Source organism: Enterobacter sp. Ag1 (genome assembly GCA_000277545.1).
Taxonomy (GTDB): domain Bacteria; phylum Pseudomonadota; class Gammaproteobacteria; order Enterobacterales; family Enterobacteriaceae; genus Cedecea.
The window spans coordinates 15,351-39,549 of record AKXM01000030.1 but is presented as its reverse complement, the minus strand read 5'-3'; the positions used below and the strand labels follow the sequence as shown (position 1 = coordinate 39,549).

General features: G+C 54.7%; 25 protein-coding genes, 2 tRNA genes, 1 pseudogene and 1 riboswitch. Of the genes and pseudogenes, 10 read left to right on the top strand and 18 right to left on the bottom strand.

The features are described 5' to 3' along the window. The first annotated feature begins 10 nt into the window (after positions 1–10). Complete coding sequence (locus A936_RS11800) at positions 11–1,279, top strand: MASE1 domain-containing protein (RefSeq protein ID WP_008458058.1); 1,269 nt, start codon at positions 11–13, stop codon at positions 1,277–1,279. Between the two features lie 37 nt (positions 1,280–1,316). Next, the gene (locus tag A936_RS11795; protein ID WP_008458056.1) at positions 1,317–2,642 is read left to right on the top strand and encodes an HdeD family acid-resistance protein; all 1,326 of its coding nucleotides are present in this window, start codon (positions 1,317–1,319) and stop codon (positions 2,640–2,642) included. A 16-nt stretch (positions 2,643–2,658) separates the two neighbouring features. On the opposite strand, the gene A936_RS11790 is transcribed toward A936_RS11795, so the two are convergent. After that, positions 2,659–2,994 carry a DMT family transporter gene (locus A936_RS11790; protein ID WP_008458053.1) on the bottom strand — a complete coding sequence of 112 codons (336 nt, stop codon included), beginning with the start codon at positions 2,992–2,994 and terminating at the stop codon, positions 2,659–2,661. Between the two features lie 176 nt (positions 2,995–3,170). Then, positions 3,171–3,260 (bottom strand) — tRNA-Ser (locus A936_RS11785). A 94-nt stretch (positions 3,261–3,354) separates the two neighbouring features. Here A936_RS11785 and mtfA point away from each other — a divergent pair. The 3 genes and pseudogenes from mtfA to A936_RS23610 form a co-directional block, all read left to right on the top strand. Next, positions 3,355–4,152: a DgsA anti-repressor MtfA gene (gene mtfA / locus A936_RS11780; RefSeq protein WP_008458051.1), complete on the top strand. Its 798-nt coding sequence runs from the start codon at positions 3,355–3,357 to the stop codon at positions 4,150–4,152. Between the two features lie 100 nt (positions 4,153–4,252). Next, positions 4,253–4,328 (top strand) — tRNA-Asn (locus A936_RS11775). A 236-nt stretch (positions 4,329–4,564) separates the two neighbouring features. Then, a pseudogene (locus A936_RS23610) lies at positions 4,565–4,820 on the top strand (Arm DNA-binding domain-containing protein); the annotation flags it as partial. A 31-nt stretch (positions 4,821–4,851) separates the two neighbouring features. On the opposite strand, the gene A936_RS11770 reads toward A936_RS23610, so the two are convergent. Together A936_RS11770 and A936_RS11765 are read right to left on the bottom strand one after the other, a co-directional pair. Beyond that, positions 4,852–5,304 carry a lysozyme inhibitor LprI family protein gene (locus A936_RS11770; RefSeq protein WP_008458050.1) on the bottom strand — a complete coding sequence of 151 codons (453 nt, stop codon included), beginning with the start codon at positions 5,302–5,304 and terminating at the stop codon, positions 4,852–4,854. Beyond that, a complete protein-coding gene (locus A936_RS11765) occupies positions 5,301–6,221 on the bottom strand; it encodes a DUF8812 domain-containing protein (protein WP_008458048.1) in 921 nt (306 codons plus the stop codon). Before A936_RS11765 ends, A936_RS11770 begins: the two co-directional genes overlap by 4 nt. Positions 6,222–6,909: 688 nt before the next feature. On the opposite strand from A936_RS11765, the gene A936_RS11755 reads away from it, so the two are divergent. Next, positions 6,910–7,239, top strand: a complete 330-nt coding sequence (locus tag A936_RS11755; protein WP_008458045.1) for a gamma-glutamylcyclotransferase family protein — start codon at positions 6,910–6,912, stop codon at positions 7,237–7,239. A gap of 42 nt (positions 7,240–7,281) precedes the next feature. On the opposite strand, the gene A936_RS11750 is transcribed toward A936_RS11755, so the two are convergent. The 11 genes from A936_RS11750 to A936_RS11700 form a co-directional block, all read right to left on the bottom strand. After that, positions 7,282–8,241, bottom strand: a complete 960-nt coding sequence (locus A936_RS11750) for a YbgA family protein (protein ID WP_008458042.1) — start codon at positions 8,239–8,241, stop codon at positions 7,282–7,284. A 17-nt stretch (positions 8,242–8,258) separates the two neighbouring features. Further along, positions 8,259–8,786: a DUF3833 domain-containing protein gene (locus A936_RS11745; RefSeq protein ID WP_008458041.1), complete on the bottom strand. Its 528-nt coding sequence runs from the start codon at positions 8,784–8,786 to the stop codon at positions 8,259–8,261. Continuing rightward, positions 8,783–9,316 carry a hypothetical protein gene (locus tag A936_RS11740; protein WP_008458039.1) on the bottom strand — a complete coding sequence of 178 codons (534 nt, stop codon included), beginning with the start codon at positions 9,314–9,316 and terminating at the stop codon, positions 8,783–8,785. Before A936_RS11740 ends, A936_RS11745 begins: the two co-directional genes overlap by 4 nt. Then, a complete protein-coding gene (locus A936_RS11735; protein ID WP_008458036.1) occupies positions 9,313–10,533 on the bottom strand; it encodes an SAM-dependent methyltransferase in 1,221 nt (406 codons plus the stop codon). Before A936_RS11735 ends, A936_RS11740 begins: the two co-directional genes overlap by 4 nt. Continuing rightward, positions 10,530–11,252, bottom strand: coding sequence for a DUF1365 domain-containing protein (locus tag A936_RS11730; RefSeq protein WP_008458034.1), 723 nt, complete (start codon positions 11,250–11,252; stop codon positions 10,530–10,532). The genes A936_RS11735 and A936_RS11730 overlap by 4 nt, the downstream gene beginning before the upstream one ends. 1 nt (position 11,253) lies before the next feature. Beyond that, positions 11,254–12,513, bottom strand: a complete 1,260-nt coding sequence (locus tag A936_RS11725; protein ID WP_008458030.1) for an NAD(P)/FAD-dependent oxidoreductase — start codon at positions 12,511–12,513, stop codon at positions 11,254–11,256. Continuing rightward, positions 12,510–13,229, bottom strand: a complete 720-nt coding sequence (locus tag A936_RS11720) for an SDR family NAD(P)-dependent oxidoreductase (RefSeq protein ID WP_008458027.1) — start codon at positions 13,227–13,229, stop codon at positions 12,510–12,512. Before A936_RS11720 ends, A936_RS11725 begins: the two co-directional genes overlap by 4 nt. Further along, positions 13,226–13,660, bottom strand: coding sequence for a nuclear transport factor 2 family protein (locus A936_RS11715; RefSeq protein ID WP_008458025.1), 435 nt, complete (start codon positions 13,658–13,660; stop codon positions 13,226–13,228). The genes A936_RS11720 and A936_RS11715 overlap by 4 nt, the downstream gene beginning before the upstream one ends. 228 nt (positions 13,661–13,888) lie before the next feature. Then, positions 13,889–14,617, bottom strand: a complete 729-nt coding sequence (locus A936_RS11710) for a MerR family transcriptional regulator (protein WP_008458022.1) — start codon at positions 14,615–14,617, stop codon at positions 13,889–13,891. 192 nt (positions 14,618–14,809) lie between these two features. After that, positions 14,810–15,385: a DUF1349 domain-containing protein gene (locus tag A936_RS11705; RefSeq protein WP_008458020.1), complete on the bottom strand. Its 576-nt coding sequence runs from the start codon at positions 15,383–15,385 to the stop codon at positions 14,810–14,812. Between the two features lie 24 nt (positions 15,386–15,409). Further along, positions 15,410–16,432 carry an LLM class flavin-dependent oxidoreductase gene (locus A936_RS11700; protein WP_008458018.1) on the bottom strand — a complete coding sequence of 341 codons (1,023 nt, stop codon included), beginning with the start codon at positions 16,430–16,432 and terminating at the stop codon, positions 15,410–15,412. Positions 16,433–16,595: 163 nt separating this feature from the next. Beyond that, positions 16,596–16,697, top strand: a riboswitch (TPP riboswitch). Positions 16,698–16,756: 59 nt separating this feature from the next. Here A936_RS11700 and A936_RS11695 point away from each other — a divergent pair. From A936_RS11695 to A936_RS11680, 4 genes are read left to right on the top strand one after another with little or no spacing between them, the layout of a single operon-like run. Then, positions 16,757–17,437: a TenA family protein gene (locus A936_RS11695; RefSeq protein ID WP_008458016.1), complete on the top strand. Its 681-nt coding sequence runs from the start codon at positions 16,757–16,759 to the stop codon at positions 17,435–17,437. Beyond that, a complete protein-coding gene (locus A936_RS11690) occupies positions 17,434–18,174 on the top strand; it encodes an ABC transporter ATP-binding protein (protein WP_008458014.1) in 741 nt (246 codons plus the stop codon). The genes A936_RS11695 and A936_RS11690 overlap by 4 nt, the downstream gene beginning before the upstream one ends. Next, complete coding sequence (locus A936_RS11685) at positions 18,171–18,941, top strand: ABC transporter permease (RefSeq protein ID WP_008458013.1); 771 nt, start codon at positions 18,171–18,173, stop codon at positions 18,939–18,941. The genes A936_RS11690 and A936_RS11685 overlap by 4 nt, the downstream gene beginning before the upstream one ends. Positions 18,942–18,966: 25 nt before the next feature. Next, entirely contained in the window at positions 18,967–19,899 is a 933-nt protein-coding gene (locus tag A936_RS11680; RefSeq protein ID WP_008458011.1) for an ABC transporter substrate-binding protein, read from the top strand. Between the two features lie 43 nt (positions 19,900–19,942). Here A936_RS11680 and zigA read toward each other — a convergent pair whose 3' ends face one another. The 3 genes from zigA to cbl form a co-directional block, all read right to left on the bottom strand. Continuing rightward, positions 19,943–21,163 carry a zinc metallochaperone GTPase ZigA gene (gene zigA, locus A936_RS11675; protein WP_008458009.1) on the bottom strand — a complete coding sequence of 407 codons (1,221 nt, stop codon included), beginning with the start codon at positions 21,161–21,163 and terminating at the stop codon, positions 19,943–19,945. Between the two features lie 141 nt (positions 21,164–21,304). Then, the gene (locus tag A936_RS11670) at positions 21,305–22,849 is read right to left on the bottom strand and encodes a methyl-accepting chemotaxis protein (protein ID WP_008458007.1); all 1,545 of its coding nucleotides are present in this window, start codon (positions 22,847–22,849) and stop codon (positions 21,305–21,307) included. A 385-nt stretch (positions 22,850–23,234) separates the two neighbouring features. Next, positions 23,235–24,179, bottom strand: coding sequence for an HTH-type transcriptional regulator Cbl (gene cbl, locus A936_RS11665; RefSeq protein WP_008458004.1), 945 nt, complete (start codon positions 24,177–24,179; stop codon positions 23,235–23,237). Positions 24,180–24,199: the final 20 nt, after the last annotated feature.

The window sequence follows — 24,199 nt, the reverse complement described above, 5'->3', positions numbered from 1 at the left end:
TGGACGAGAAATGAAAACGTATTTCCCTTCCTGGCTGCAGCAAACCGCTATCCTGCTTTTGTGGGGGCTGGTCTATTATCTGTCCGGGCTTATCTCGCTAAAATTTGACGACCCGAACTCCGCAATAGCGATTGTCTGGTTCCCATCGGGCGTTGCCGTAGCGGCTTTATTGTCTGCCCGCTGGCGTGACTACCCTGCTCTTATCCTTATCTTCGCGGTAGCAAGCATCCTGCAGGACGAAGCCTGGCACAGCCTGCCTCTTTTTTTAACCACGCTGGGTTATTCGCTGCTGGCGATGCCTGCCAACGTGCTTATTGCGTGGCTGGTACGCCGTTTCTCTCGGCCCAATGACGACCTGCACGTCATCCTGCTGTGGATCTGCGCCACCTTTATTGTCAGCCTGTTCGATGCGCTAATCGTCGGCGGAGGCTACGCGTATTTCACCGACCAGCCGATAACAAAGACCATCTGGAATGGATTCGTTGCCGACGTGACCGGGATTTTCTTCGCAACGACCGTCGTCATGGGCTTCGTGAATAAGCGTGGCCTCCAGGCCGCTCTTACCTGGTCTTCCCGTCTGACAGGTCTGGCGCTGTTACTGCTGATTTGTGCCGCAACGGTGTTTATTTTCGACTACAGCGGGACCTGGCTCAGAACCGAAGCCGCCGCGCTCTATTTTGCCCTTTCTTGCTTACCGATTGTGCTGACGCTAATGCTTTCCCTGGTCTGGGGGAATCGTGGAGGCTCGATTGGCCTGCTGACACTGGGGGCGATTGTTATCCACTTTACCGACCAGCATCAGGGGCCCTTCTTTCTCCACGGCCTTAGCTTCACCGAATCCCTGCTGCTGGCGCTGAGCTATCTCTCTGCGACCGCCTTACTGGTCGTCTTTGTGCGAGTGTTAAGCCGCTCTACGACGCGTTTCAATCCGGACACTGGCCGACTGGCGGGTAATGGCATACTTTATCGACTGGAGCCTGAAACCGGTATTTTCAACTGGGAAAACGATCTCTCTTCACTCCTGGGTTCAACTTCGCCCCAAGCGTTCGACACCATCGAGCGAGTCCTGGCGCAGGTACATCCCTCAGATCGGGAAAAACTTCGGCAGCATTGGCTCTCCCCTGTTCCGAACAAAAGCAAACCCCTGATATTTCGTATCAAGGTGAATGAGGATGAATGGCTCACGCTGGTTGACAGCGGCGGCGTTGCTATGTCCAACGGCGGGACAAGCATTATTGTCGGAAACTGGCAGGTCAGCCATTACGATCTGGCTATCTAAACACGGACGTGAGCACTTTTTAAGGAGAGACAAACTTGTGATTCAGATTGCGTTGTTACTGTTCGGCGTCGACTTTATGCGCTCAAGGGTTAAATATCTGATCCTGCTGGGGAGTCTTTGGAGCCTGCTCGGACTGGCTATTTTCCTGGACGGTCTGGACGGCGTGACCTATTTCCCGTTGCGCTTTTTTGGCCTGCTTTTGCTGCTGGAAAGTCTGGTAACGCTGAGCATCGCTTCCGGCGGAGTCGGAGCGCAAAAAGCCGTGCTTTACTTTAAGGGGGGGATTTTTTGTTTCGTCTCGCTGCTTATCTTATCCAACCAGCCCTACAGCAATTTGCTGCTGGCCATCGTGTTTGGTTTTGCTTATTTCGTCATTGGCCTGTTCGTTATTTTCTCGGCGTGGATTGTACGTTTCCCCCACTGGAAGGGCACCCTGATCACCGGTTTAGCTCAAATTATGTTCGCCTTTTTTATGTTCAGCCCCTGGCCTACGCATTATAAAGCTACGGTATCGTTCTTCCTGGGAACACTGATGATTTTCAGCGGGATCCATACCGTACGTCTTGCACTTCGCGTTGCAAGGCTGCGAGAAGGTATCTCGGTCTTCGACCTTTTAGTGCCTGCAGGAATAGGTGTTGAAGTGAAAAAAGGCACGAATATCAAGCCTAACCTCGCCGAACCCGCGAACGTTGATTTTCGTGAACCGCTAACCGTACATATCTGGACCCCGGAAGGTACAGCCAGCGCGTCAACAATTCCACGGCCGGTCATCAATCGCTATATCGCCGCAGTAGACTCCGAAGGTGTTATATCAACGGGCCACGCCGCGCTTGAAGTCCCACCTGATCTTTACATCAGCCTTTATCCTGCAGAAGACATTGATAGGTCGCCAGCCGAGTTTTTGAATACGCTTAAGGCCACACGCGATAATGATGTGCCGGGAACGTATCAGCCTGACTATGCCACTGAATCCGCAGAGTGGTGCCAGTCAGATCGCAAGATCTATTTCCATCATTACAATGGCAAAGCCTTACAGCGTTTCTGGAGTGCCTACAAGCTGACAAAAACTTACAACCTCACCTACCGTAATTGCTCGAGCAGCGTAGCTTACGCTCTTGAAGCGTCGCTGGATGGCGTGCTTTCAAAACATACGCGAAGCTGGTTGTCCATACTCAGAACGCTCGCGATGCCCGAGCTCTGGATAGCCGCCCAGGTGCGTAAACGTGCCACTTCTATGGCCTGGACTCCAGGGCTGGTGATGGATTACGCCAGAGCACTACGCAGCATTGTTCACCCTGTCCCCGAGCCATGGTATCAGCGCGTCACCTTCAAGTGGCGCGACAACAGTAAGGCCGGGGAATAGCCGTTATTAACGGCGGTCAGTGGGTAACAGACTTTGAGAAAAGCTGAATAATCATGATGCCCACGGCAATAAACAACATGCCTGCGATAGCCGGAAGATCGAGTTTTTGTTTATAAAACAGAAATGACATCACCGAAACCAGGAATATTCCCATCCCCGCCCAGATCGCATAGGCGATACCAATATTCATGGTCTTCACCACTTGGGAGAGGCCATAGAATGAAATTGCGTAGCCCACAACCACCACCACGCTGGGAACCAGACGGCTGAACCCGTCAGAGGCTTTCATCATGGTGGTCGCCAGCGTTTCTGCACATATAGAGATGGCAAGGATAACGTAAGTATTAAGCATATTTTTTTCCCGTTGTACAAAATCCTCGGGAGAGTATAGAACTTAATGCGCGGCGGTATTTCAACAACAGGGAAATCGCAGCCGATGCCAGGCGTTACTGTCACACATAAGGTTACCTGTATTGCGGGAGCGAGAGATTGGTCACTGAAATGAAATGCGATAAGTGCTTGAATAATTGGCGGAGAGAGGGGGATTTGAACCCCCGGTAGAGTTACCCCTACTCCGGTTTTCGAGACCGGTCCGTTCAGCCGCTCCGGCATCTCTCCGTTCTGGTGGTTGCCATCATGCCAGGTTATGCGGCATTTTAACAGTCTGGGTTCTTTCGTTTCAGTTCAAACGATGACTTTGCGAGCAAGTAACATGATTAAGTGGCCCTGGAAAGCAACCGATTCAAGCGCCGCCCCCGCGTTACCGTGGGAGCAAGCGTTAGCCATTCCCGTGCTGGCATCACTCAGTGAAACCGAGCAGCAGAAATTAATTGGCCTTGCGGACCGTTTTTTACAGCAAAAACGGCTGGTTCCGCTGCAGGGTTTTGAGCTGGATGATTTGAAGTGCACACGTATTGCACTTCTGTTCTGCCTGCCGGTGCTGGAACTGGGCATTGAATGGCTGGACGGTTTCCACGAAATCTTGCTCTACCCTGCGCCGTTTATTGTGGATGACGAATGGCAGGACGACTTCGGCCTGGTGCATAGCCAGCGGGTGGTGCAGTCCGGGCAAAGCTGGCAGCAGGGCCCTATCGTGCTTAACTGGCTGGACGTGCAGGACTCCTTCGATGCCTCCGGCTTTAACCTGATTATTCACGAAGTTGCCCACAAGCTGGACAGCCGCAACGGCGACCGCGCCAGCGGCGTACCGTTAATTGCTTTGCGGGATGTGGCCGGTTGGGAACACGACCTCCACGCCGCGATGGACAGCATTCAGGATGAAATCGACATGGTGGGCGAAAATGCCGCCAGCATCGACGCCTATGCCGCCACCGATCCAGCTGAATGTTTTGCCGTGCTTTCCGAATATTTCTTCAGCGCGCCACAGCTGTTCACGCCGCGTTTCGCCTCGCTTTACCAGCGTTTTTGCCAGTTCTATGGGCAGGATCCGCTCCAGCGCCTGGTTGAGCGTGAAAACTCCCCCGGCACTGCCGGAAATACGGTGCATTAAATCAGCAACGAGGCGTAAATTTAACCATATGAATTAATGCGTTACTTTTACTGTTGACAGGTTTTATGGCCGACGCTAATATTCGCCCCGTTCACACGATTCCTCTGTAGTTCAGTCGGTAGAACGGCGGACTGTTAATCCGTATGTCACTGGTTCGAGTCCAGTCAGAGGAGCCATATTTAAGGGAGCAGACGTTCACTGACGTCTGCTTTCTGCATTTCTATCAGTTGGTTATCCCCTTCTTCAGGTTCACCCTCGTTCACTAAAAACCACCCGAAGCCATACCTATTAGCTGGTAAATATGTAGGTAATGGTAGTTCGATTGCGTTTTTACCAACAAGCGGGGTATGCCGTTATGCCACTTCCTGATACTAAAGTAAAAAACGCCAAACCCCTTGATAAGTAATACAAGCTGACCGATGGCTTTGGTATGTTCCTTCGCGTTAGCCCTAAAGGTTCCAAATACTGGCAAATGCTTACCGCTTCGACGGGAAGCAAAAAATCTTCTCTATAGGTGTCTACCCTGCTGTTTCACTTGCTGATGCAAGGCAGCGCCGTGATGAAGCTAAAAGACTCTTTGCTCAGGGCATTGACCTAATGCAAAGAAACAGGCAGAGGTTAAAGAGCTAAAGGCCAGGCGTGATAAAACACGCTCTTTCAGTGTAGTGACCCTGACCCCGAATATGCTCCCCTGTATGTTTACTTGGCAGGAGGTAAATCCATGATATGAAGTTCTTCTATATGAAGCTTGTTCAGGTTTATCTCACACTGATCTTTATATGATTGATAATCACGCGCCGCCTCCCCGATTGAACTTGCCACACCGAGACAAAGATTTTTCTTGTAAGTCATCCAGGCTTTCTGAGAATCTAAAAAATATTTATTATATACGGAGCCAACAGTTTCATCAGAACTATCAGGTTTCTCTGTGGGATAATCATAGTTGGATATAATTTTTTTACTGATTTCAGATATCAAAACATCTAACTGATTATCACTCTCTACCCGTTTTTGATAGAGACAATTATATGCATCAGCAATTTCCTTATGCTCTTTAAAACAGGCGTCTCTTTCATTTCCGGTTGACAACCCCGCATAGGAAGGCAAGGAAAACATCATCACCACTATTAATGAAAATATTTTTTCTTTCATTTCAAATACCTTAACCTTTTCCTGTTGCTTTCATATGACATATAAATAGATGATGCTCGGATAAGTTCAATTAGGGCGGACTTTCCTTTTATTGCCGCTCTGAATAATGCTTCAGCATTCTCCACCCCTTGGAAAAATATATCAACCAAAACATCTCTTATCCGTTGTTCAAAACTTTGCCATGCTGGAGCATCAGGTATTCGCCTTGATACCCGGCTATAGACGCCCCTTGTATATTCGAGCTTTTCTCTGTACGCAATTTCAAAGAGCCTGATTTGCTGCTGATGGGTGATTTCTCCCACTAATGGCCCGTACACCTTCACAAACTCACCTGCTAGCCTCCCCTTAAGCCCGGCAGCTCTGGAACAAAGCCTTGCCTTATACTCTTCCAATCCTGCTCCACGCAATGTTGCAAAGACTTCGCCAGTGGAACGATTTCCCATATCATAGCCGCGCCCCAGAGTAACACCGGACGAAACATCAGTCGGCCAGTGAAGTATCCTCGAAAAGTAAGGCGTTCGGTGCTGTCTGAACGGTGCCACAGCGGTAACATAATCAGCGCCCTCCGCATCAAAAGTGATCTGCCCTTCCATTACCCTTAATGGTCCATGCTGGTGTCTTGGTCGCCAGCCCGGAGCAGCATTCTCAAGCGCCACCATAAATGCACTGTCCACTGGATGAACTAATCCAGACGGATGCATGTTCAGCAAACGCTGATACCAACGAATAGCCTCTATGGTTTGCTGACCACACTGCCCATTTATACGTAGATGTCTCCCTGTAGCTTGCTGATAACCAGCATCCAGCATCATTTTCTGGATATTTTTTACATCTTCAGAAGCATTGGTACCGCAGGTCCCGACAGATGAAAATAATCGAGAGGGGTGTAGCAACATAGGCTCGTGATATTTTGACATGACAATCTCCCTAATCATCATAAATCTAACAACTAATTGTAATTACTATCCCTTTACAAGTCCCAAAAGATACATCGAATTAGAATATTGCCCAGGCTAAATTCTTGGGGGTGAGAAATAATCATATAAGGATTAAGCCTAAGCAATCGCTATATACGATTTATGATCCACATCAGCAACTCCCGTTAATTCAATTTTTTTCAATTTCATCACCTTCTAACCTTAACCTTTCTGCCGCCTGAAATTTTGATCTGTTTTCCGTTGTAGGCAGCCCGAACTGTTCCGCACTCTCTGATAAGGTTGCTACGATATATGGTATTAACAGGATACTGGCGACAATATTCCTGCTGGTCAGAGATGAGCATTCGCGTTTCATCATTCATTCCGGCCAGCAGTTCCGCCGTAAACGAGGATTGATCCATTGTTGCCAGCAGTTCCGGGGTCAGTTCATGTTACCGGAAGCTGTATCTCCAGCAACGGGTGATGTTTATGTTCTTGGCCAGGGTTTAAATAAACGGAGTAACTATCACGACACAGCCTCTGAACAGTACCAGGATGCCGACGATTTTCATCAGCATGCATCCCTTGAATTAATCCCCCTGCTTTCCCGTTGCCAGCCGCCGCAATACGCCGTATGTTGAATCCCCTGCTCTGGTCCTGATTTAGCGGCTTTACGCGTTGAGGAAAAATGGAATCACTGTTTGTTTACGGCACGCTTCGTCCCGGGCACGTTAACGTCCACATTATGGAAAACATCGGCGGCGAGTGGCTGCCGGGCTATGTGCGCGGCACTTTCTACCAACGCGGCTGGGGCGCTGCCGCCGACTTCCCCGGCATCGTGCTGGATAAAAATGGCCCGGAGGTTCACGGCTATCTGTTTTTATCCCAAAACCTGAGCGAGCACTGGCCGATGCTGGATGAATTTGAAGACGGATACGACCGGGTAGAAGTCGAGGTCACCACGCCTGATGGCCGCACCGTCACCGCGTGGATTTATGAGTTGCAGCCGAAGCGTTAGACCGGAGACCGAATGCAGGTTCGGCCTCCTTCATTTGGTCGGTTAATTTACGCCGAGCCGCAGCGCTAAATAATCCGGATAAGGATTAAAGTAATTCTGCGTCAGCAGATAGCGATCCGGGTACTCCGCCAGATAATGTTTCAGCAACGTCAGAGGCGCCAGGATCGGCAACAACCCGTCGCGATAATGCAGGATCACATCCCGCAGCTCACCGCGCTGGCGAGTATTCAGCCTGGGACGAAAATACCCCTGAATATGCATCAACACATTGGTGTGATTCTTCCGCGAGGCGGGCGTTTTAAGGATTGCCATCAGCTTCTCACGGTAGGCCACAAAGAAGCTGTCGAGCTCGTCCCACTCATGCATCGAGGCGACGAAAGGGCCAATCTCGCGGTAGCCCGCCTGATGGTGCGCCAGCAGTTGAAGTTTGTACCGACTATGGAAATCGAGTAACGCGCGGCGGCTCAGGCCGTTAGCCCGCAGCGTGTTCAGTTCATGCAGCGCGAAAACGCGCTCCACAAAGTTTTCCCTCAGCATCGGATCGTGCAGGCGACCATCTTCTTCCACCGGCAGCCAGGGGAATGTCTCCAGCAACGCCTGGGTGAACGTCCCCACGCCCTCCTTGCGGCCAGGGTTGCCCTTCACGTCGTACAGCCTGACACGTTCCATCCCGCAGCTCGGCGATTTAGCACAAACGATAAATCCAGCCAGCCCATCCAGACCCGAGACGTAGTTTGTGGCGAAATCAGCCATTTTCTCCGTGACGTCGTCATGCGGCGCCTGGCTAAAACGCATTCTGATCTCCCCTTCGCCCAGTTTCACCAGGCGCAGAGCGGGCCGGGGAACAGGCAGACCAATCGCCATTTCCGGGCAGACCGGTTTGAAGGTCACGCTCTGCGCCAGTTCCTCCATGACAAAGGCCATTCGCTTGTGCCCGCCATCAAATCGCACGGCAGAACCGGTTAAACAGCCGCTGATCCCAATCACAGGTTTGGTGCTCATCGCTTTATCCTCTCTGACTAAATTTTTCGGGTGAAGAACAGCGTGACTGTGCCTACGGTAACCCCGAATTTTTTCATCTCGGTTTTATTGAAGATATGTTTGTCGTCCTGGAGGTACATCCAGTCGTCAAAGTGCAGCAGCCAGGTGCTGCCGTTGGCTTTAACATTCATGCTGTAGCGCCAGTTAAAAGCGTTGCCTGCGGCCTGGCCCGTCGCCACGCCGTCGATATCCCCGGCCGTACCCTCGAAGCGTTCCGCGCTGACGCGGCGGATGCGCCACACCCGCTGCTGCTGTTCCCCATCGTCATAGAGGAAATGTTCATTCAGCGTCAGGGTGTCCCCCACAACATTGCCGTCGACCTCAACGTGAAAGCGGCGCAGCTGTTTCCCGCTGCGATCCTGCACCATGCCCCACGCCTCAGTTTTGCCCTGGAAATAATGGAAGATGTCTAGCGTAGGCTGCTGGTGACGATAATCAGTAATCTCGGTGCTACAGCCAGCCAACAGCATCAGCATCCCCAGAGTGAGTAACAGTATGCGTTTCATTTTTCACCTCCGGTCAGCTGCTGGCGCAGCTCAGGGTATTGCGTTCGGGGTCCCAGCCAGATGGCCAGAAAGCGCGTACTGAAATCAGCAGTCTGGCGCGGCCCTAGTGGCGTAAAGCTTTTTTGCGCCGCAGAGGCGCGATACCAGAACTGGCCCTGCCCGTCAGTCAGGACAAAAGCCAGCTGCGCATCTGTGGTGACATCCGGCCAAAGCGTTTGCAGCATCCGCAGCCAGGCCTCACTTCGCGGTTCGCTCGCCAGGATACCCTGCGCCTGCCACTGCTCGCGGGTGGCATCCACCAGCGCCTGGCGGTCGATATCGCGCTTATAGGTAATGATCAACGCCTGATCTTGCTTCAGCCCCTGATAGCGCCCATCCGGCGTGCGCAGCTGAGAGGTATAGACGGTAAACGGCCCCCAGGTCAGGGTCGCGTCTCCCACTTTACGCCAGCTAAGCCAGTCGGCAGCGTGGGCCGCTGACGAAAGCGCGCTCAGACACAGCAGCAGACAAACTTGCAGATAGCGTTTCATACCCGCTCTGCGGTCAGCTGCACCACGCTGATGGTGCGGGCGTTGAATCCGGCCTCACAGTAGCCGAAGTAATAAAGCCACATCCGGCGGAAGCGGGCGTCAAACCCCAGCGCCTCAATCTCCTGCCAGGCATGAATAAAACGCTGCCGCCAGTGCGCCAGCGTGCGGGCATAATCGGGGCCCATATCAAACAAGTTACGCACCACAAAGTCGGTGTGGCGGGTCATCAGGTCGCTCATCACCGTAACGCTGGGTAAGAAACCGCCGGGAAATATGTAGCGCTGGATAAAGTCGACGCTTTTGCTGTAGTCCCGGTAGCGCTGGTCCTGAATGGTGATGGCCTGAATCGCCATTTTTCCTCCCGGGCGCAGGCGTGCCTGGCAGGTGCGGAAGAACGCGGGCAGATAGCGCTGCCCTACTGCCTCGATCATCTCTATCGAAACCAGCTTGTCATATTGCCCGGTCAAATCCCGATAATCGCAAAGCAGCACTTCGACTCTGTCCTGCAGTCCCGCACGAGCGATGCGTGCCTTCGCCCAGTCGTATTGCTCCTGGGACAGCGTGGTGGTGGTAACCCGGCAGCCATAGTGAGACGCGGCGTACTCCGCCATCGCCCCCCAGCCGGTGCCAATCTCCAGCAGATGATCGCTTGCCTTTAACGTCAGCTGTTCACACAGGCGCGCCATTTTTGCACGCTGGGCTTGAACCAGATCCTGCTCCTCAGAGGCAAACAGCGCGCTGGAGTAGAGCAGTTCTTGATCGAGAAATAGCGAATAAAAGGTATTGCCCAAATCATAATGTGCGGCGATGTTTTCCCGCGCCTGCTCCCGGCGATTACGCCGCGTCCAGTGGCGAAAACGCTCCACGGGTTTACCCAGCAGGCGGAAACCGTTTTCCAGCCGCCCTAAAACACGCCCGTTTAGCGCCAGAATTTGCAGTAACGGGGTTAACTCTTCGCTCTCCCAGTCACCGTCCATCCAGGCTTCGGCGGCTGCCAGGCTCCCGCCGGTGAGCACTCGCCAGTAAACTCTCGGGGAGATAACCTGCACCCCGGCGCTAAGTGAGGCGGCTGCATCACCAAAATGGAAGGTCTGCGATCCTTCACGCACGGTGACAGACCCTTGCTCTATACCGCTCAACAAGCGAAACAACAGCCAGCGTGCGATGCGGACGCTGCGCGGCACATCAGGTTCAAGCGCAAAGGCGGGACTGGTCATGAACGTTCACTCCTGCTGGCCGGATGATTGTAAACAGGCACACGTTTGAGCCACAGCCGCAGCGCCTGCCAGTAAATGGCGACCGCAGTTTTTAACGTCATCGCCGGGAAACGCAGCAGCATGGACGTCAGATTTTTGCGCGTCAGGGCCTGACGGCGCAGCAACAGCGTGGCATCAAACACTTTCGAGGCCTGATGATTTTCAATATGCATGTGCAGCGTTTTGCCGGGGGGGTTAAAACGCCAGTGGTACACCATGTCCATCGGGTTAAACGGCGAAACGTGGAAGGCTTTTTCAATCGGACGTGACGTCTGTCCATCCACGGCATAGTAATGGCGCTCGTTCCAGGGAGTATTACGCACCTCGGCAAGCACCCAGCGCAGGCTGTTGTCGCCGGCATAACAGTAGTAAAAGTTGACCGGGTTAAAGTGGAAGCCGTAGTAGCGCAGCTGGGTCAGAAGTATAACTCGCCCTGCAGGCTGCTCCCCTGTCAGGTCTTTCACCCGCGCAAGGACTTTCTCTTTGAGCGGCGTACCCAGCGGGTAATCCGCATCGTGGAAAGCGGCAGCGGCGAAGCAGTTACGGCGAATGCCAATCCCCGGCAGCGCATCAAGCTCGTCTAAATCAAGCCAGGCCATGAACACACGATAGGTAAAGTGGTGCGTTTTAGGCTGAAGGCGGCGGTGGCGCAAGATCCCCTCATAAAGGCAACTGTTCATCTTATTGCCCTCCTCCGGCCGCAATGCCTTGCACCACATCCAGCGCACTGTGCACGCCATCTTCATGAAAACCGTTGTACCAGTAGGCACCACAGAACCAGCTTCGCTGGTGGCCGTTAATCTCGCCGCGACGCGCCTGCGCACGCCAGCTTTGAGGGTTAAAGAGCGGGTGCTCATAAACAAACCGCTGCCAGACGAAGCGGGAATCGATGGGCGTTTCCGGGTTAAGCGTCACGCAAAACAGCGGCGCTTCTTTCGGCAACCCTTGCAGAATGTTCATGTTGTAAGTGACGCAGGCGCTGGCCCGCTCCTGCGAACTCAAGCGATAGTTCCAGCTTGCCCAGGCGCGTTCGCGCACCGGCAGCCAGCGGCGATCGCTGTGTAACACCACCTCGTTACGCTGCCAGCCAATATCGCCCAACACTTCGTGCTCGGCCTGAGTGGGGTGCTCAATCATCGCCAGCGCCTGAGCCGAGTGGCAGGCAAAAATCACCTGATCGAACGCCTGGCTTGCGTGTTCCAGTTGGATGTTAACGCCGTCATGATGACGGACAACGCACTGCACCGGCGAGTTGAGATGCACGGTCAGCCTTTCACCCAGCTGTGCCAGCATCGCCCGGATGTATTCCCGAGAACCACCGGGTACCACGTACCACTGGGGACGCTGAGTAATATCCAGCAGGCCATGGTGCTCAAAGAAGCGCAGAAACAGCGCCAGAGGAAAACGGCGCATCTCTTCCAGCGACGAGGACCAGATAGCAGCCCCCATGGGCAAAATGTAGTGACGTGCAAAAAAGGCGCTGAACTGCTGCTGAGCAAGGAAATCCTGCAACGTCGCCAGGGCATCAATCTCTCCCGCCAGCGCGGCTTTTGCCTGCCGGTTAAAACGGACAATCTCTTTTAACAGTCCCCAAAATGACGGGTTAAAAAGGTTGCGACGCTGGGCGAACAGCGAGCTAAATGTGTGGCCGTTATATTCCAGCCCGTTTTGCGGGTTATGCACCGAAAAACTCATCTGCGTTTTTTGCCCACGGATGCCAAGCTCGCTCAGCAGGCCCATAAACCGCGGATAAGTCCTGTCGTTATAGACAATAAACCCGGTGTCTATGGCATAGGTTCCCTGCGGCGTAGCAACATCCACGGTGGCAGTGTGGCCTCCCACGCTGGAACCCGCCTCAAAGAGGGTGACCTGATGATGTCCGGCGAGCCGCCAGGCGCAGGTCAGCCCGGCGATACCGCCGCCGATAATAGCGATGTTCATGCGCGAACCATCCTGCGCAAAAAGAGGCGCTGTAGACCTACGGGTAACCCCGCCAGCAGGCGCATCACCAGGCCGAATCCCGTCGGGAAAGCAATGTCATCGCGGCCTTTAGCCAGGCCACGGCGAATCGCCCTCACCGCAGCATCAACGCTTACCCGGCCAGGCATGGAAAAATCGTTTTTTTGAGTTAACGGTGTGTCCACAAAGCCCGGTGAAACCACCGTGACGGCAATCCCTTTCGGCTCCCAGTCCAGGCGCAGGCTATTGGCAAACCAGGTCAGCGCGGCTTTCGAAGCGCCATAGGCTTCTGCCCGTGGAAATGGCAACCAGTGGGCCATCGAACTGACCAGCACGACGCGGTTGCCGGCAACAAGCCGAGGTTGAAGCGCGGCCAGGCAGTTGACCGGCCCAAGAAAATTGGTCGCCATCAACCGCTCAACCAGCGCGGCATCCACCTGGCCGTGATCCAGATACTCACAGGTTCCCGCGCAAAGGATAACCAGATCCGCCCGGCAGTCGGCCAGCGCTTCGCGGCTGGCATCCCGGTCGGTCATATCGAACTGGCGTACCGCGATGTTTGAACTGTGCTGCTGCAAGGTTGCCAGCCGCGCCGCATCTCTGCCGCAGGCAATGACGCGATGGCCCTCATCGGCCCAGGATTTTGCCAGCCCGGCGCCGATGCCGGAGCTTGCGCCCGTAATAAGGACAGTCATCATGGGCGCACCCTTCTTTTCACGCTGCGAACCGCCCAACCCAGCAGGGGCAGATGTTCGTACAGCATTTCTCCGGCATCGTAGTAGTCGCGCTGGCGAATAATCAGGTCGTTCTTGAGATCAACCACCGAACAGCCAGGCAAGGACAGCCCTTTTCCACCGGAGACCTTCGGGTGAGACCAGTGCATTGTCCAACCGACGGCAAAACGCGCCTCATCATATAGCGGGGGATCGATAGCAAAACGGCAGTACACCACGCTGGCCAGCAGGTGGGCGAAGTAGCGCTGGATCTCAGGCAACCCGCGATGCTCGCCAAACGGATCGATGAGTATGGCATCGGAGGCGTAAAGCCCGGCCAGCGCCGAGGGCGACTGCTTGTCCAGCCCGGCGTAATAATCAACAAAGCGATGAATGGCGGTTGGCGTTGTGCCCATGAGTTTCACCCTCGCGGTGAAGCACCTAACGTTATCGTATAATTAAAACTTGCACAAATACTTATATTTGTCCAAGTTTTGATTGTGATATTTTTAAAAAATTAACAATTTCAATTATTTACAAAAAGTTAAACGATGCGGTAGATTTTCATTTTTTGATAGCACAGCTCGGCCCACCGCGTTTTCAGCGGGCCGCTGGAGGAGGATATTGTGGAGGGGAAAACGAGCCTAGAGGGGAATGACCTCGAACATAGCACCCTGCTGCTGCCAGAGTTCAAGCTGCTTTTTACGTGTCGCCGTCAGCTTACCGGAGGTGACCAGCAGCCATTTTCGATCGGGAAAGATTTCCGGGGCCAGGACGGCAGGCGGAACGGGAAGCACGTCGATGCGGTGTCCCTGGCCGGTTCGCCTGAGCGCCTCCAGCCAGATTTCGCAGGGGTCACTCAGATGCCAGCCGGTAATCAGGCAGTTGTCACCGGGCGCTCTTTTATCCCCTTCAAGGCAAAACGAGGTGTAGGCGATAATGATGCCGTCGAGAATTTCGCGCAGGGTCATGATGGCCGGTACGTTAGCCGAGACTTTACTGCGCAGCGGGCGCAACACTTCCGTCACCAGTTCCGCGCGCGGATATTCCCGGCCTGCATCGTAGAGAAGCTGGCGAAGAGATTCGATTTTCCCCTCATTCAGCCGCTGCAACATACTCTCCTGCAGGCCAAGCCAGTTGTTCGCCCGGCGCATTTCAGGCCGGGCCAGCAGCGGCTTAACCTGGCTGACCGGCACCCCTTTTTTCACCCAGTCGAGAATGTTAAGCGCCTGCTGGATATCTTCGTCGCTGTACTGCCGATGACCGCCATCGGTTCGCATCGGCTTGAGCAGGCCGTAACGACGCTGCCAGGCACGGAGCGTGGTGGCGTTTATCCCGCAGAGCCGGGCAAATTCGCCGATGGAGTAAGACATGAAGAGCACCTGATAACCATCAATACTCACAATATACTACGAATTATACCGGGCTGAATGAAGCGCGAAGCGTTTGCACTTTATTTTCAATGCCCAACGGAAAAACATTTGCCCCTTTACCGGCTTTGTCCCCGCCAGGAGAAACCCTGCCTGGCAAATGTCTGGCGGGGCGCCGCCCGACTAAACGGCTGATTAACTTAAATCGTGCAGTCCTTTATCCAGCGCGGCACTCAGCATCATTTCTTCGAAGTTCACCGCCAGCCCGCCACGCTGCGGGGTGCAGCACATCACGCCTACCCTGCATGCGTCGAATCCGGGGAAATGCGCCAGTCTCAGCAGCGGCCAGCTTTTGCCGTCAACGGAATACTGCAGCCGCAGGCTGTCCCCTTTTCGGGTCAGGCGCATCCAGAACAGATTTGCTTGACCGGGAAAGACGCCGGTTGCCCAGTCGGAATGGCCCTGCGTCAGCACGCTGCCAATAGCAGGCGCGTCGTCGTTAAACTCGATGCCCGCTTTTAGCCAGTGGGATTCATCCCCCAGCAGCATGATGCCGGCCTGGTCGTAGAGTGCGCTAAATTCAGCTTTGACCTTCACCTGGAAAGTAAAATCCCCCCGCACGATGCAGCCATAAAAATGGCCGGAGAAACGCTCAAACCCGTACCATGTTTTGCGCCAGAAGTCGGTTTGTTCATCGGTGACAACCGTCAGCCCGCCGTCGCCTTCTTGCCAGACTTTTGGCTCATTAATCCAGTAAAAATCCTCGCTCATAGCATGACCTTTTCCCTGTTTTATTTAGCGCCAGCCCAACTCTGGTGCAACGTGCTTCAGAATAGATTCGATGACGTGCGCGTTATAATCCACGCCCAGCTGGTTTGGCACGGTTAACAGCAGCGTGTCGGCTTCAGCAATCGCTTCATCCTGCGCCAGTTGCTTAATGAGCAGTTCCGGTTCAGCGGCATAGCTGCGGCCGAAAATGGCCCGGGTTTGTGGCTCGATGTAGCCAACCTGATCGCCTTCTTTGCCGCTGCCGCCGAAGTAGTTGCGGTCGCGCTGGTCCATTAACGCGAAGATGCTGCGGCTGACGGAAACGCGCGGCTCACGCGTATGGCCCGCCTCTTTCCACGCGGCCCGATAAGCACGGATTTGCTTCGCCTGCTGGATATGAAACGGCTCGCCGGATTCATCGGTTTTCAGCGTGGAGCTTTGCAGGTTCATCCCTAACTTCGCGGCCCACTCCGAGGTCGCGTTGGAGCTGGCTCCCCACCAGATTCGCTCCCGCAGCCCGGCAGAAAACGGCTCCAGACGCAGCAACCCCGGCGGATTAGGAAACATCGGCTGCGGGTTAGGTTCGGCAAAACCGTCCCCTTTCAGCGCCTCGAGGAACACTTCGGTATGACGGCGCGCCATATCGGCTTCGGTCTCTCCTTCGCCCGGCACATAGCCAAAATAGCGCCAGCCGTCGATCACCTGCTCCGGCGAGCCACGGCTGATTCCAAGCTGCAGGCGGCCCCCGGCAATCAAGTCCGCGGCGCCCGCATCTTCCACCATGTAAAGCGGGTTTTCATAGCGCATATCGATCACGCCGGTGCCGATTTCAATACGTTTAGTTTTTGCCCCAATGGCCGCCAGCAGCGGGAAAGGCGAGCTTAGCTGACGAGCAAAATGGTGCACGCGGAAGTAAGCGCCGTCCGCGCCAAGCTCTTCTGCAGCAACGGCAAGATCGATGGACTGCAGCAGCGTATCCGCCGCAGAGCGCGTGCCGGACTGGGCGGCAGGCGACCAGTGGCCAAACGAGAGAAAGCCAATCTTTTTCATCGGATATCATCCTTAGACTCGTAGGTAACCGGCCTACAGTGACAAAATTCCCGCCCCGTGTGCCAGCAAAATATTGCGATACCGCACTAAACGGATCGTCGCTTTCAGCAAGATCAGACACAGCGCCCGGCGATTGTAATCAAAAAGTAAATGTCGTATAACAGGCACCTCCGAGGGGTGTCCTGTATGGGCTGAGATGGCGTAAGCCGAACCCTTTGAACCTGATCTGGGTCATGCCAGCGAAGGGACGGTCGGCAATCACAGCTCTGTTATTGTCTGTTCATACCTCTGCGCGCCCGGATCTCCACTTACCCAGGAGGTCCCATGTACACCCCACTTTTCGAAAACGGTCTTTACGGACGACTGCGCGAGCAGGCCGGCCAGCACTGGCAGGATTACGTCGATCACCCTTTTCTGCAGCAGCTTGCTGTCGGCACGCTGCCTGAAGCCGCATTCAAGCGCTATCTGACCCAGGATTATCTTTTCCTGATTCATTTTGCCCGCGCCTACGCCCTGCTGGTCAGCAAGCTTCGCACGCTGCCGGAAATGCGCACCGCAACCGCATCGCTGAATGCCATTGTCTCCGAGCTGCCGCTCCATGTGGCTTACTGTCGAAGCTGGGGCCTGGACGAAGCGCAAATAGTGGCCGAGGCGGAAGCGCCAGAAACCATGAATTACACCCGTTACGTGCTGGATATTGGCCATTCAGGCGACGCGCTCGATCTGCTGGCTGCGCTGCTGCCCTGCGTGGCCGGATATGCAGAAATCGGCCTTGGCCTGCTGCATAGCCCCGACACGGTGATGGCAGGCAATCCCTACGCGAACTGGATCCGTAACTATGGCGATGAAGGCTACCTCACCGGCGTGCGGGCCGCTGTGCAGTTGCTCGAAAACGTAGGCCACCAGCGTGGCGCGGAAAGCCGCTTCTCAGAGCTATCACAGATTTTTACCACCGCGACGCAGCTTGAATCCGCGTTCTGGCAGATGGGGCTGAATGCCTCATGACCGACAGCGCGACTTCGCCGGGCATTCAGGTGCGCGATCTCAGCCTGCGCTTTGGCCAGCAGACCATTTTTGAGCGGCTGAATTTTGATATTCCCGGCAGCAGCTTCGTTGCCCTGCTGGGCGCGAGCGGGGCCGGTAAAACCAGCCTGCTAAAGATTATCGCCGGGCTGGCGCAGGCCAGTGGCGGAAGCGTGACCTGCAGCGACGGTCTGCCGGTTGCCGGGCGTATCGCCTGGATGGGGCAGAAAGATTTGCTCTACCCGTGGCTCAGCATTGAGCAGAACGTGGCCCTCGGAGCTCGCCTGCGTGGTGAAGCGGTCGACAGACAATGGACGGAACATTTGATTGAGCAGGTCGGGCTGGCAGGCTATGCCAAAGCCCTGCCAGCTTCGCTATCGGGCGGGATGAGGCAACGTGCCGCCATCGCCAGAACGCTTTACGAAAAGCGCCCGATAGTGCTGATGGATGAGCCGTTTTCGGCGCTGGATGCCATCACCCGCACGGCCATTCAGGACCTGGCGGCCAGGCTGCTGGCAAAAAATACCGTGCTGCTGATCACTCACGATCCGATGGAAGCCTGTCGGCTCAGCCACCGCCTGCTGGTGCTCTCCCGCTGGCCTGCGGGCATCGACGATACGCATGTTATTGCCGGGCAGCCGCCCCGCGCGCCGGACGATGTAGATCTACTCCAAAGCCAGGCCGGGCTGCTGCAACAGTTGATCAGGGCCGCCGAATGAAGCTGACTTCAGACACCCCTGCTACACGCCTGCGCCGCGGGCTGACCGTCTTTGCCGGGCTGCTGCTACTTTGGTATCTGCTTACCCTCGGCAATATTCCCGCCTTTCTTTTGCCCTCTCCCGCTTCGGTGGCACTGGTGTTATGGGATGGCCGCGATTATCTCGCCTGGCACACGCTGGTCACCGCCTCAGAGATTATCAGCGGGCTAATTCTGGGCGTACTCCTCGGTGCAGGCCTGGCGCTGGGCATGATGTTTTCCCCCCGCCTCCAGCGCTGGCTGATGCCGCTGGTACTCACCAGTCAGGCAATCCCGGTGTTTGCCCTCGCACCGCTGCTGGTGCTGTGGTTCGGCTTTGGCATGAGCGCCAAGGTGGCGATGGCGGTGCTGGTGATTTTCTTCCCGGTGGTGTCGTCGTTCTTTGACGGACTGCGCCGGGTGAATAACGACTATCTGGATCTGGCCCGCACGATGGGGGCTTCACGCTGGGCGCAGCTGAGGCACGTCCGGCTGATGGCGGCGCTGCCTGCTTTTGGCTCGGGGCTGCGCATGGCCGCCGCCGTCGCCCCCATCGGGGCAATTATTGGCGAATGGGTGGGCTCTGCCGAAGGGCTGGGCTACGTCATGCTGAACGCCAACGCCCGCATGCAAACCGACGTCTGCTTTGCCGCGCTGTTTATTTTAGTCCTGATGACCGTTCTGCTTTGGCTGGCGGTCGATGCCCTGCTGCGGCAGCTGATTGTCTGGTCGCCTGAAAACAACGAATAACCGCCTTAATTAAGGAATTAAGAAGATGAAAAAAACGCTGTGTGGCCTGCTGCTCACCGCCGCCTTTGCCGCTCAGGCCTCCGCCGCTGAAAAGCTGACCCTGGTGCTGGACTGGTACATTAATCCCGATCACGCGCCCATTATGGTGGCCGAACAAATTGGCGCTTTTAAGGCCGAAGGGCTGGACGTGAAGATCATCCCGCCGTCTGACCCGGCGTTGCCGCCGCGCCTGGTTGCCGCCGGGCAGGCCGATCTGGCCATTACCTACCAACCACAGCTGCATTTCTTTGCCGATCAGGGGCTGCCGCTGGTGCGCGTCGGGACGCTGATTAACACCCCGCTGAATACGGTGATGACGCTGGATCAGACCATCAAATCACCAGCGGATCTTAAAGGCAAAAAAATCGGCTATTCCGTCAGCGGTATCGAGCAGGCGACGCTTGCCACCCTGCTTGAGCATGAGCACGTCAAACCGGAAGAGATGAAGCTCATCAACGTCAACTTCCAGCTCACCAGCGCCCTGCTGGCGGGCCAGGTGGATGCGGTGATCGGCGGCTACCGCAATATCGAAGCGATCGAGCTGAAGCTTCAGGGTAAACCCCCGGTGGTGTTTAACGTCGAGGACTACGGCGTCCCCGCCTACGATGAGCTGATTTTTGTGGCGAATCGTAAAACGGCGAATGAACCGAAGATCAAAAAATTCTTCGCCGCGCTGAAAAAAGGCAACGAGTACCTGCAGGCACATCCGCAGGAAACCTGGCAGGCCTTTGCCAAAGCCCATGCGGAGCTGAATACCGAGCTGAATAAGCAGGCCTGGCAGGCAAGCCTGCCGCTGTTTGCAACTGACCCGGCTAAACTCGACCGCGCCCGCTACCAGGCCTACGAACAGTTCCTGTTTGATAACAAGCTGATCAAGAAAATCACCCCGGTGGATAACTACGCCGTAGAGCTGCACTAGGCCAGGTTGCCCGGTTGCCTGTCAACGGGCAGCCGGGCTTCAGTCAGTCGAACCAGGCATCAATCGGATCGTAATACCGTGCCCAGGCTTTAGGCCCTTCTGCCATTTCGGCATCGGTGAGCAAGGCATACTCCAGCTTCTCGCGCAGGCTCGCCTCGTCCATATCAATGCCGATGAAAACAATCTCCTGGCGCGCATCGCCAATACCGTCTTCCCAGTGCTTTAAAATGTGCCGGAGGCTGTCGGCATCCTGCGGCCACTGTTCACGGGGAATGCTGGCCCACCACATCCCTGCCAGCCCCTGGCGCATCACGCCGCCCGCGTGGGACCAGGATCCGGCATGCTGAGGGCGACTTGCCAGCCAGAAAAAGCCTTTGGAGCGAATCACGCCTTTCAGACCGCCGTCGGTCACCATCTGGAAACGCGCCGGGTGGAAGGGGCGCCGGGCACGAAAAACAAAATTACGAATGCCGTATTCTTCGGTTTCCGGCGTATGTTCGCCGCGCAGCTCTTTTAGCCAGCCCGGCGCCTGAGCGGCGGCATCGAAGTCAAACAGCCCGGTATCCAGAACCTGATCAAGGCTAACCTGGCTAAACGCCGAAGTGATGATTTTTGCGCGTGGGTTAAGGGAATGCAGCACGGACATCAGGCGGCGTTTCTCCGCGTCGCCGATAAGATCCGTTTTGTTAAGTACAAGCACGTCGCAAAATTCTATCTGGTCAATCAGCAGGTCGACCACGGTGCGCTCGTCCCCTTCGCCCATGGACTCGCCGCGAGACTGAATGCTGTCGTAGGATTCATAATCCCGAAGGAAGTTAAAGCCGTCCACCACCGTCACCATGGTGTCGAGCCGGGCGATATCGGACAGGCTTTCCCCCTTATCGTCCACAAAGGTGAACGTTTCCGCCACGGGCAGCGGTTCGGATATACCGGTAGATTCGATGACCAGGTTATCAAAACGCCCTTCCCGGGCAAGCTGGCTGATTTCCACCAGCAGATCTTCACGCAGGGTGCAGCAAATGCAGCCGTTGCTCATCTCCACCAGCTTTTCATCGGTGCGCGTCAGGCTTGAACCGCCCTCACGCACCAGCGCAGCGTCAATATTCACCTCGGACATATCGTTGACGATCACCGCCACCCGCCGCCCTTCCCGGTTATTTAAAATATGATTCAGCAAAGTGGTTTTACCGGCACCCAAAAAACCGGACAGCACGGTAACGGGCAGTTTCTTTGGCCGATTGTGGGCCTGTGTTAACGATGACATTGCAACTCCTTACTGACTGCGCAGCTATTATTGATATGTTATAACATAACAATAATAAGCAGCATTGTCATGCCGGAGATAAAAACCGTGCGTAGAAATGAAAAAAGCCAGCTAACGCTGGCTTTGAGAAGGAAAGCTGAATTACTGCAGGCGGAACACCCGCACCAGGTCACGCAGCTGCTTCGCCTGGTCATTCAGAGATGCCGCGGCGGCAACCGATTCTTCCACCAGCGCGGAGTTTTGCTGGGTGGTGGAATCAATCATACCAATGGCGCTGTTGATCTGGGAAATGCCGTCGGTTTGCTCCTGACTGGCCTGTTTGATCTCCCCGAGGATGGTGTTCATTTCCTGCACGTTTTCGATCATACCGGCAATCTGGGCATTCGCTTTTTCCACCAGCCCCATGCCCTCGCGAGTCTGGGTGGTTGAGTTCTCAATCAGGCTTCTGATCTCGCTCGCAGATGAAGCACTTTTTTGCGCCAGCTGGCGAACTTCCCCGGCAACCACGGCAAAACCACGGCCATGCTCCCCGGCACGAGCCGCTTCTACCGCCGCATTCAGCGCCAGAATGTTAGTCTGGAACGCGATGGAGTCGATGAGGTTAATGATGTCTGACATACGGTTGGAGGTTTCATTAATCACGCGCATTTTGCTGGTGACCTGAGACATCATCTGGCCGTTGTTTTTCACCACCGTTGCGGCTTCGGAAGAGAGCTTGGTTGCCTCGTTGGTGTGGTCAAAGGTGTTTTTCACCGTGGAGGTGATCTGCTCCATGGAAGCCGCCGTTTCCTCTACGGAGCTGGCCTGCTCTTCGGTGCGAGCCGCAAGATCCTGGTTCCCGGCGACAATTTGCGCGGCGGCAGAAGAGATAGTTTCCGATCCCTGCTGAACCTGATGGACAATCTCTTGCAGGCGGACTTTCATGCTCATCAGCGCCTGCAGCAGTTCGCCTGTTTCATCTTTATGGGTAACCGTGATGCTGCCCGTAAGGTCGCCTTCAGCAATCGCCCCGGCAAATTCAACGGCGCGAACCAGCGGGCGAGTAATAGAGCGCACCACAAACATACCGATGAGGCTACCCAGGGCGATACTCAGCAAAGTCAGAAGCACAGTGACCAGCCGGTTAGAGTGGTAATCTTTATCAACCTGCTGGCCAGCAGCGGACATTTTTTGATTCTGGATAACGATAAGCTCTTGCACCTTATCTTTATATTTTTCCTGAATCTGGATGGTGGTGGCCATCATTTCCTGCAGCGCGGCGGCGCGATCGTTTTGTTGCACCGCCTGTAAAATACGGAAACGCGAGTCCAGATACTGTTTACGAATATCGGCCAGCTCCCGCAGCGCTTTTTGTGACGCAGCGTCGGTACTGGATTTGTTCAGGTCCGCCAGCAGCGCTGTAATATGCGCACTGATCTCCGCAAGGTGTTTTTCCGACTTCTGACGAAATACACCGGCTTCATCCAGCAGCATCAGCTGCTGCGTATTCACGAACTCCTGGAAACTATCAATCAGATCGTTGGCTTTAACGGTCGTCGGGTAATCATCGTTAACAATGGTTTGAATGCCGGTATTTGCTCTGCTCAGGCTAAGTAAAGAAAGCCCTGAGCTGAAGACCATCAGCACAATAAAAATAGCAATAGTCAGCGTTAACTTGCTGCGAATTTTTACATCATGTAGTGACATTTTTTCTCCCTTGAGAAGCGTATTTTTATGAATGCGCAAAATCCTCTGCCGCCTAAACAACAGAGAATAAATAGCACAAAGGGATGGAAGCACCTCGTACAGGCTTATCGGATATATTCAGATTAACTTTATGAATTTGATCGGTTTTTTCTTATGGTCAGGCCAGATGGATAGCTGAAAGCTATTAATTGATTTGCGATTGATCGATGATTTGCGATAAGGAACGTTTTTTTATTCTATTTTTAGGGGAACCATACTTTGCCAAACACTATTTTTTTAAATACAGCAAGCGCGAGGTAAATATAAATTCACCCCGCACCGGTTTATTTAATTATTTAATATTTCATTAACAATACTGAATTACCCTTTTCAGGGCAGGGAAATATCAGATTTGATAATCGATGGCGGGTTCTTCTGGCTCCAGTGCCAGGCGCTTAATTTCCTCGACCGACAGCTCAGGGTTACACAGCTCAATAAAGCGCCAGACATAGTTCCGCTGCAGTTGCCCACGGCGGATCCCGAGCCAGACGGTGTTCGCGTCAAACAGGTGGCGAGTGTCCAGCCGCACCAGGCTCCCTTCTTCCCCACTGGCCTGGTCGGCCACCAGCCCAATACCCAGGCCGAGTTCAACGTAGGTTTTAACCACGTCGGAATCCTGCGCGCTAAGCACAACATCAGCCGTTAAACCACGCCGGGCAAACGCTTCGTCTATACGAGAACGCCCGGTGATACCCTGCCGGTAAGTGATCAGCGGCCAGCGACTGATATCGTCCAGCGTGAGCGGGCTGGTATGAATTAACGGATGTCCCTGCGGAACCAGCAGGCTGTGATACCAGCGGAACCACGGGTAGGCCACCACCAGAGGATCGGTGCTCAGACGTTCGCTGGCGATGCCAATATCCGCCGCGCCGCTGTGCAGCAGCGATTCGATTTCCTGAGGCGTGCCCTGAATCAGCTCGAGGCGAACTTCAGGGAATAAGGCGCGGAAGGCTTTGATCACCACCGGTAGGCTATAGCGAGCCTGTGTGTGGGTGGTGGCGATAGTCAGGACACCGCTGGTGTCGTTGGTAAAAAGATCCGCCAGGCGACGCACGTTGCTGGCTTCGTTGAGAATACGTTCGGCAATCACCAACAGGGCTTTACCCGGTTCGGTCATACCTAATAACCGTTTGCCGCGGCGGATGAATATTTCAATCCCCAGCTCTTCTTCCAGCTCGCGAATATGGCGGCTGACGCCAGACTGAGAGGTGAAAAGCATATTGGCGACTTCGGTGAGATTGTAGTCCCGTCGCGCCGCCTCGCGGATTATTTTTAGTTGCTGAAAATTCACATCGCCCCCGGGATCGTGAC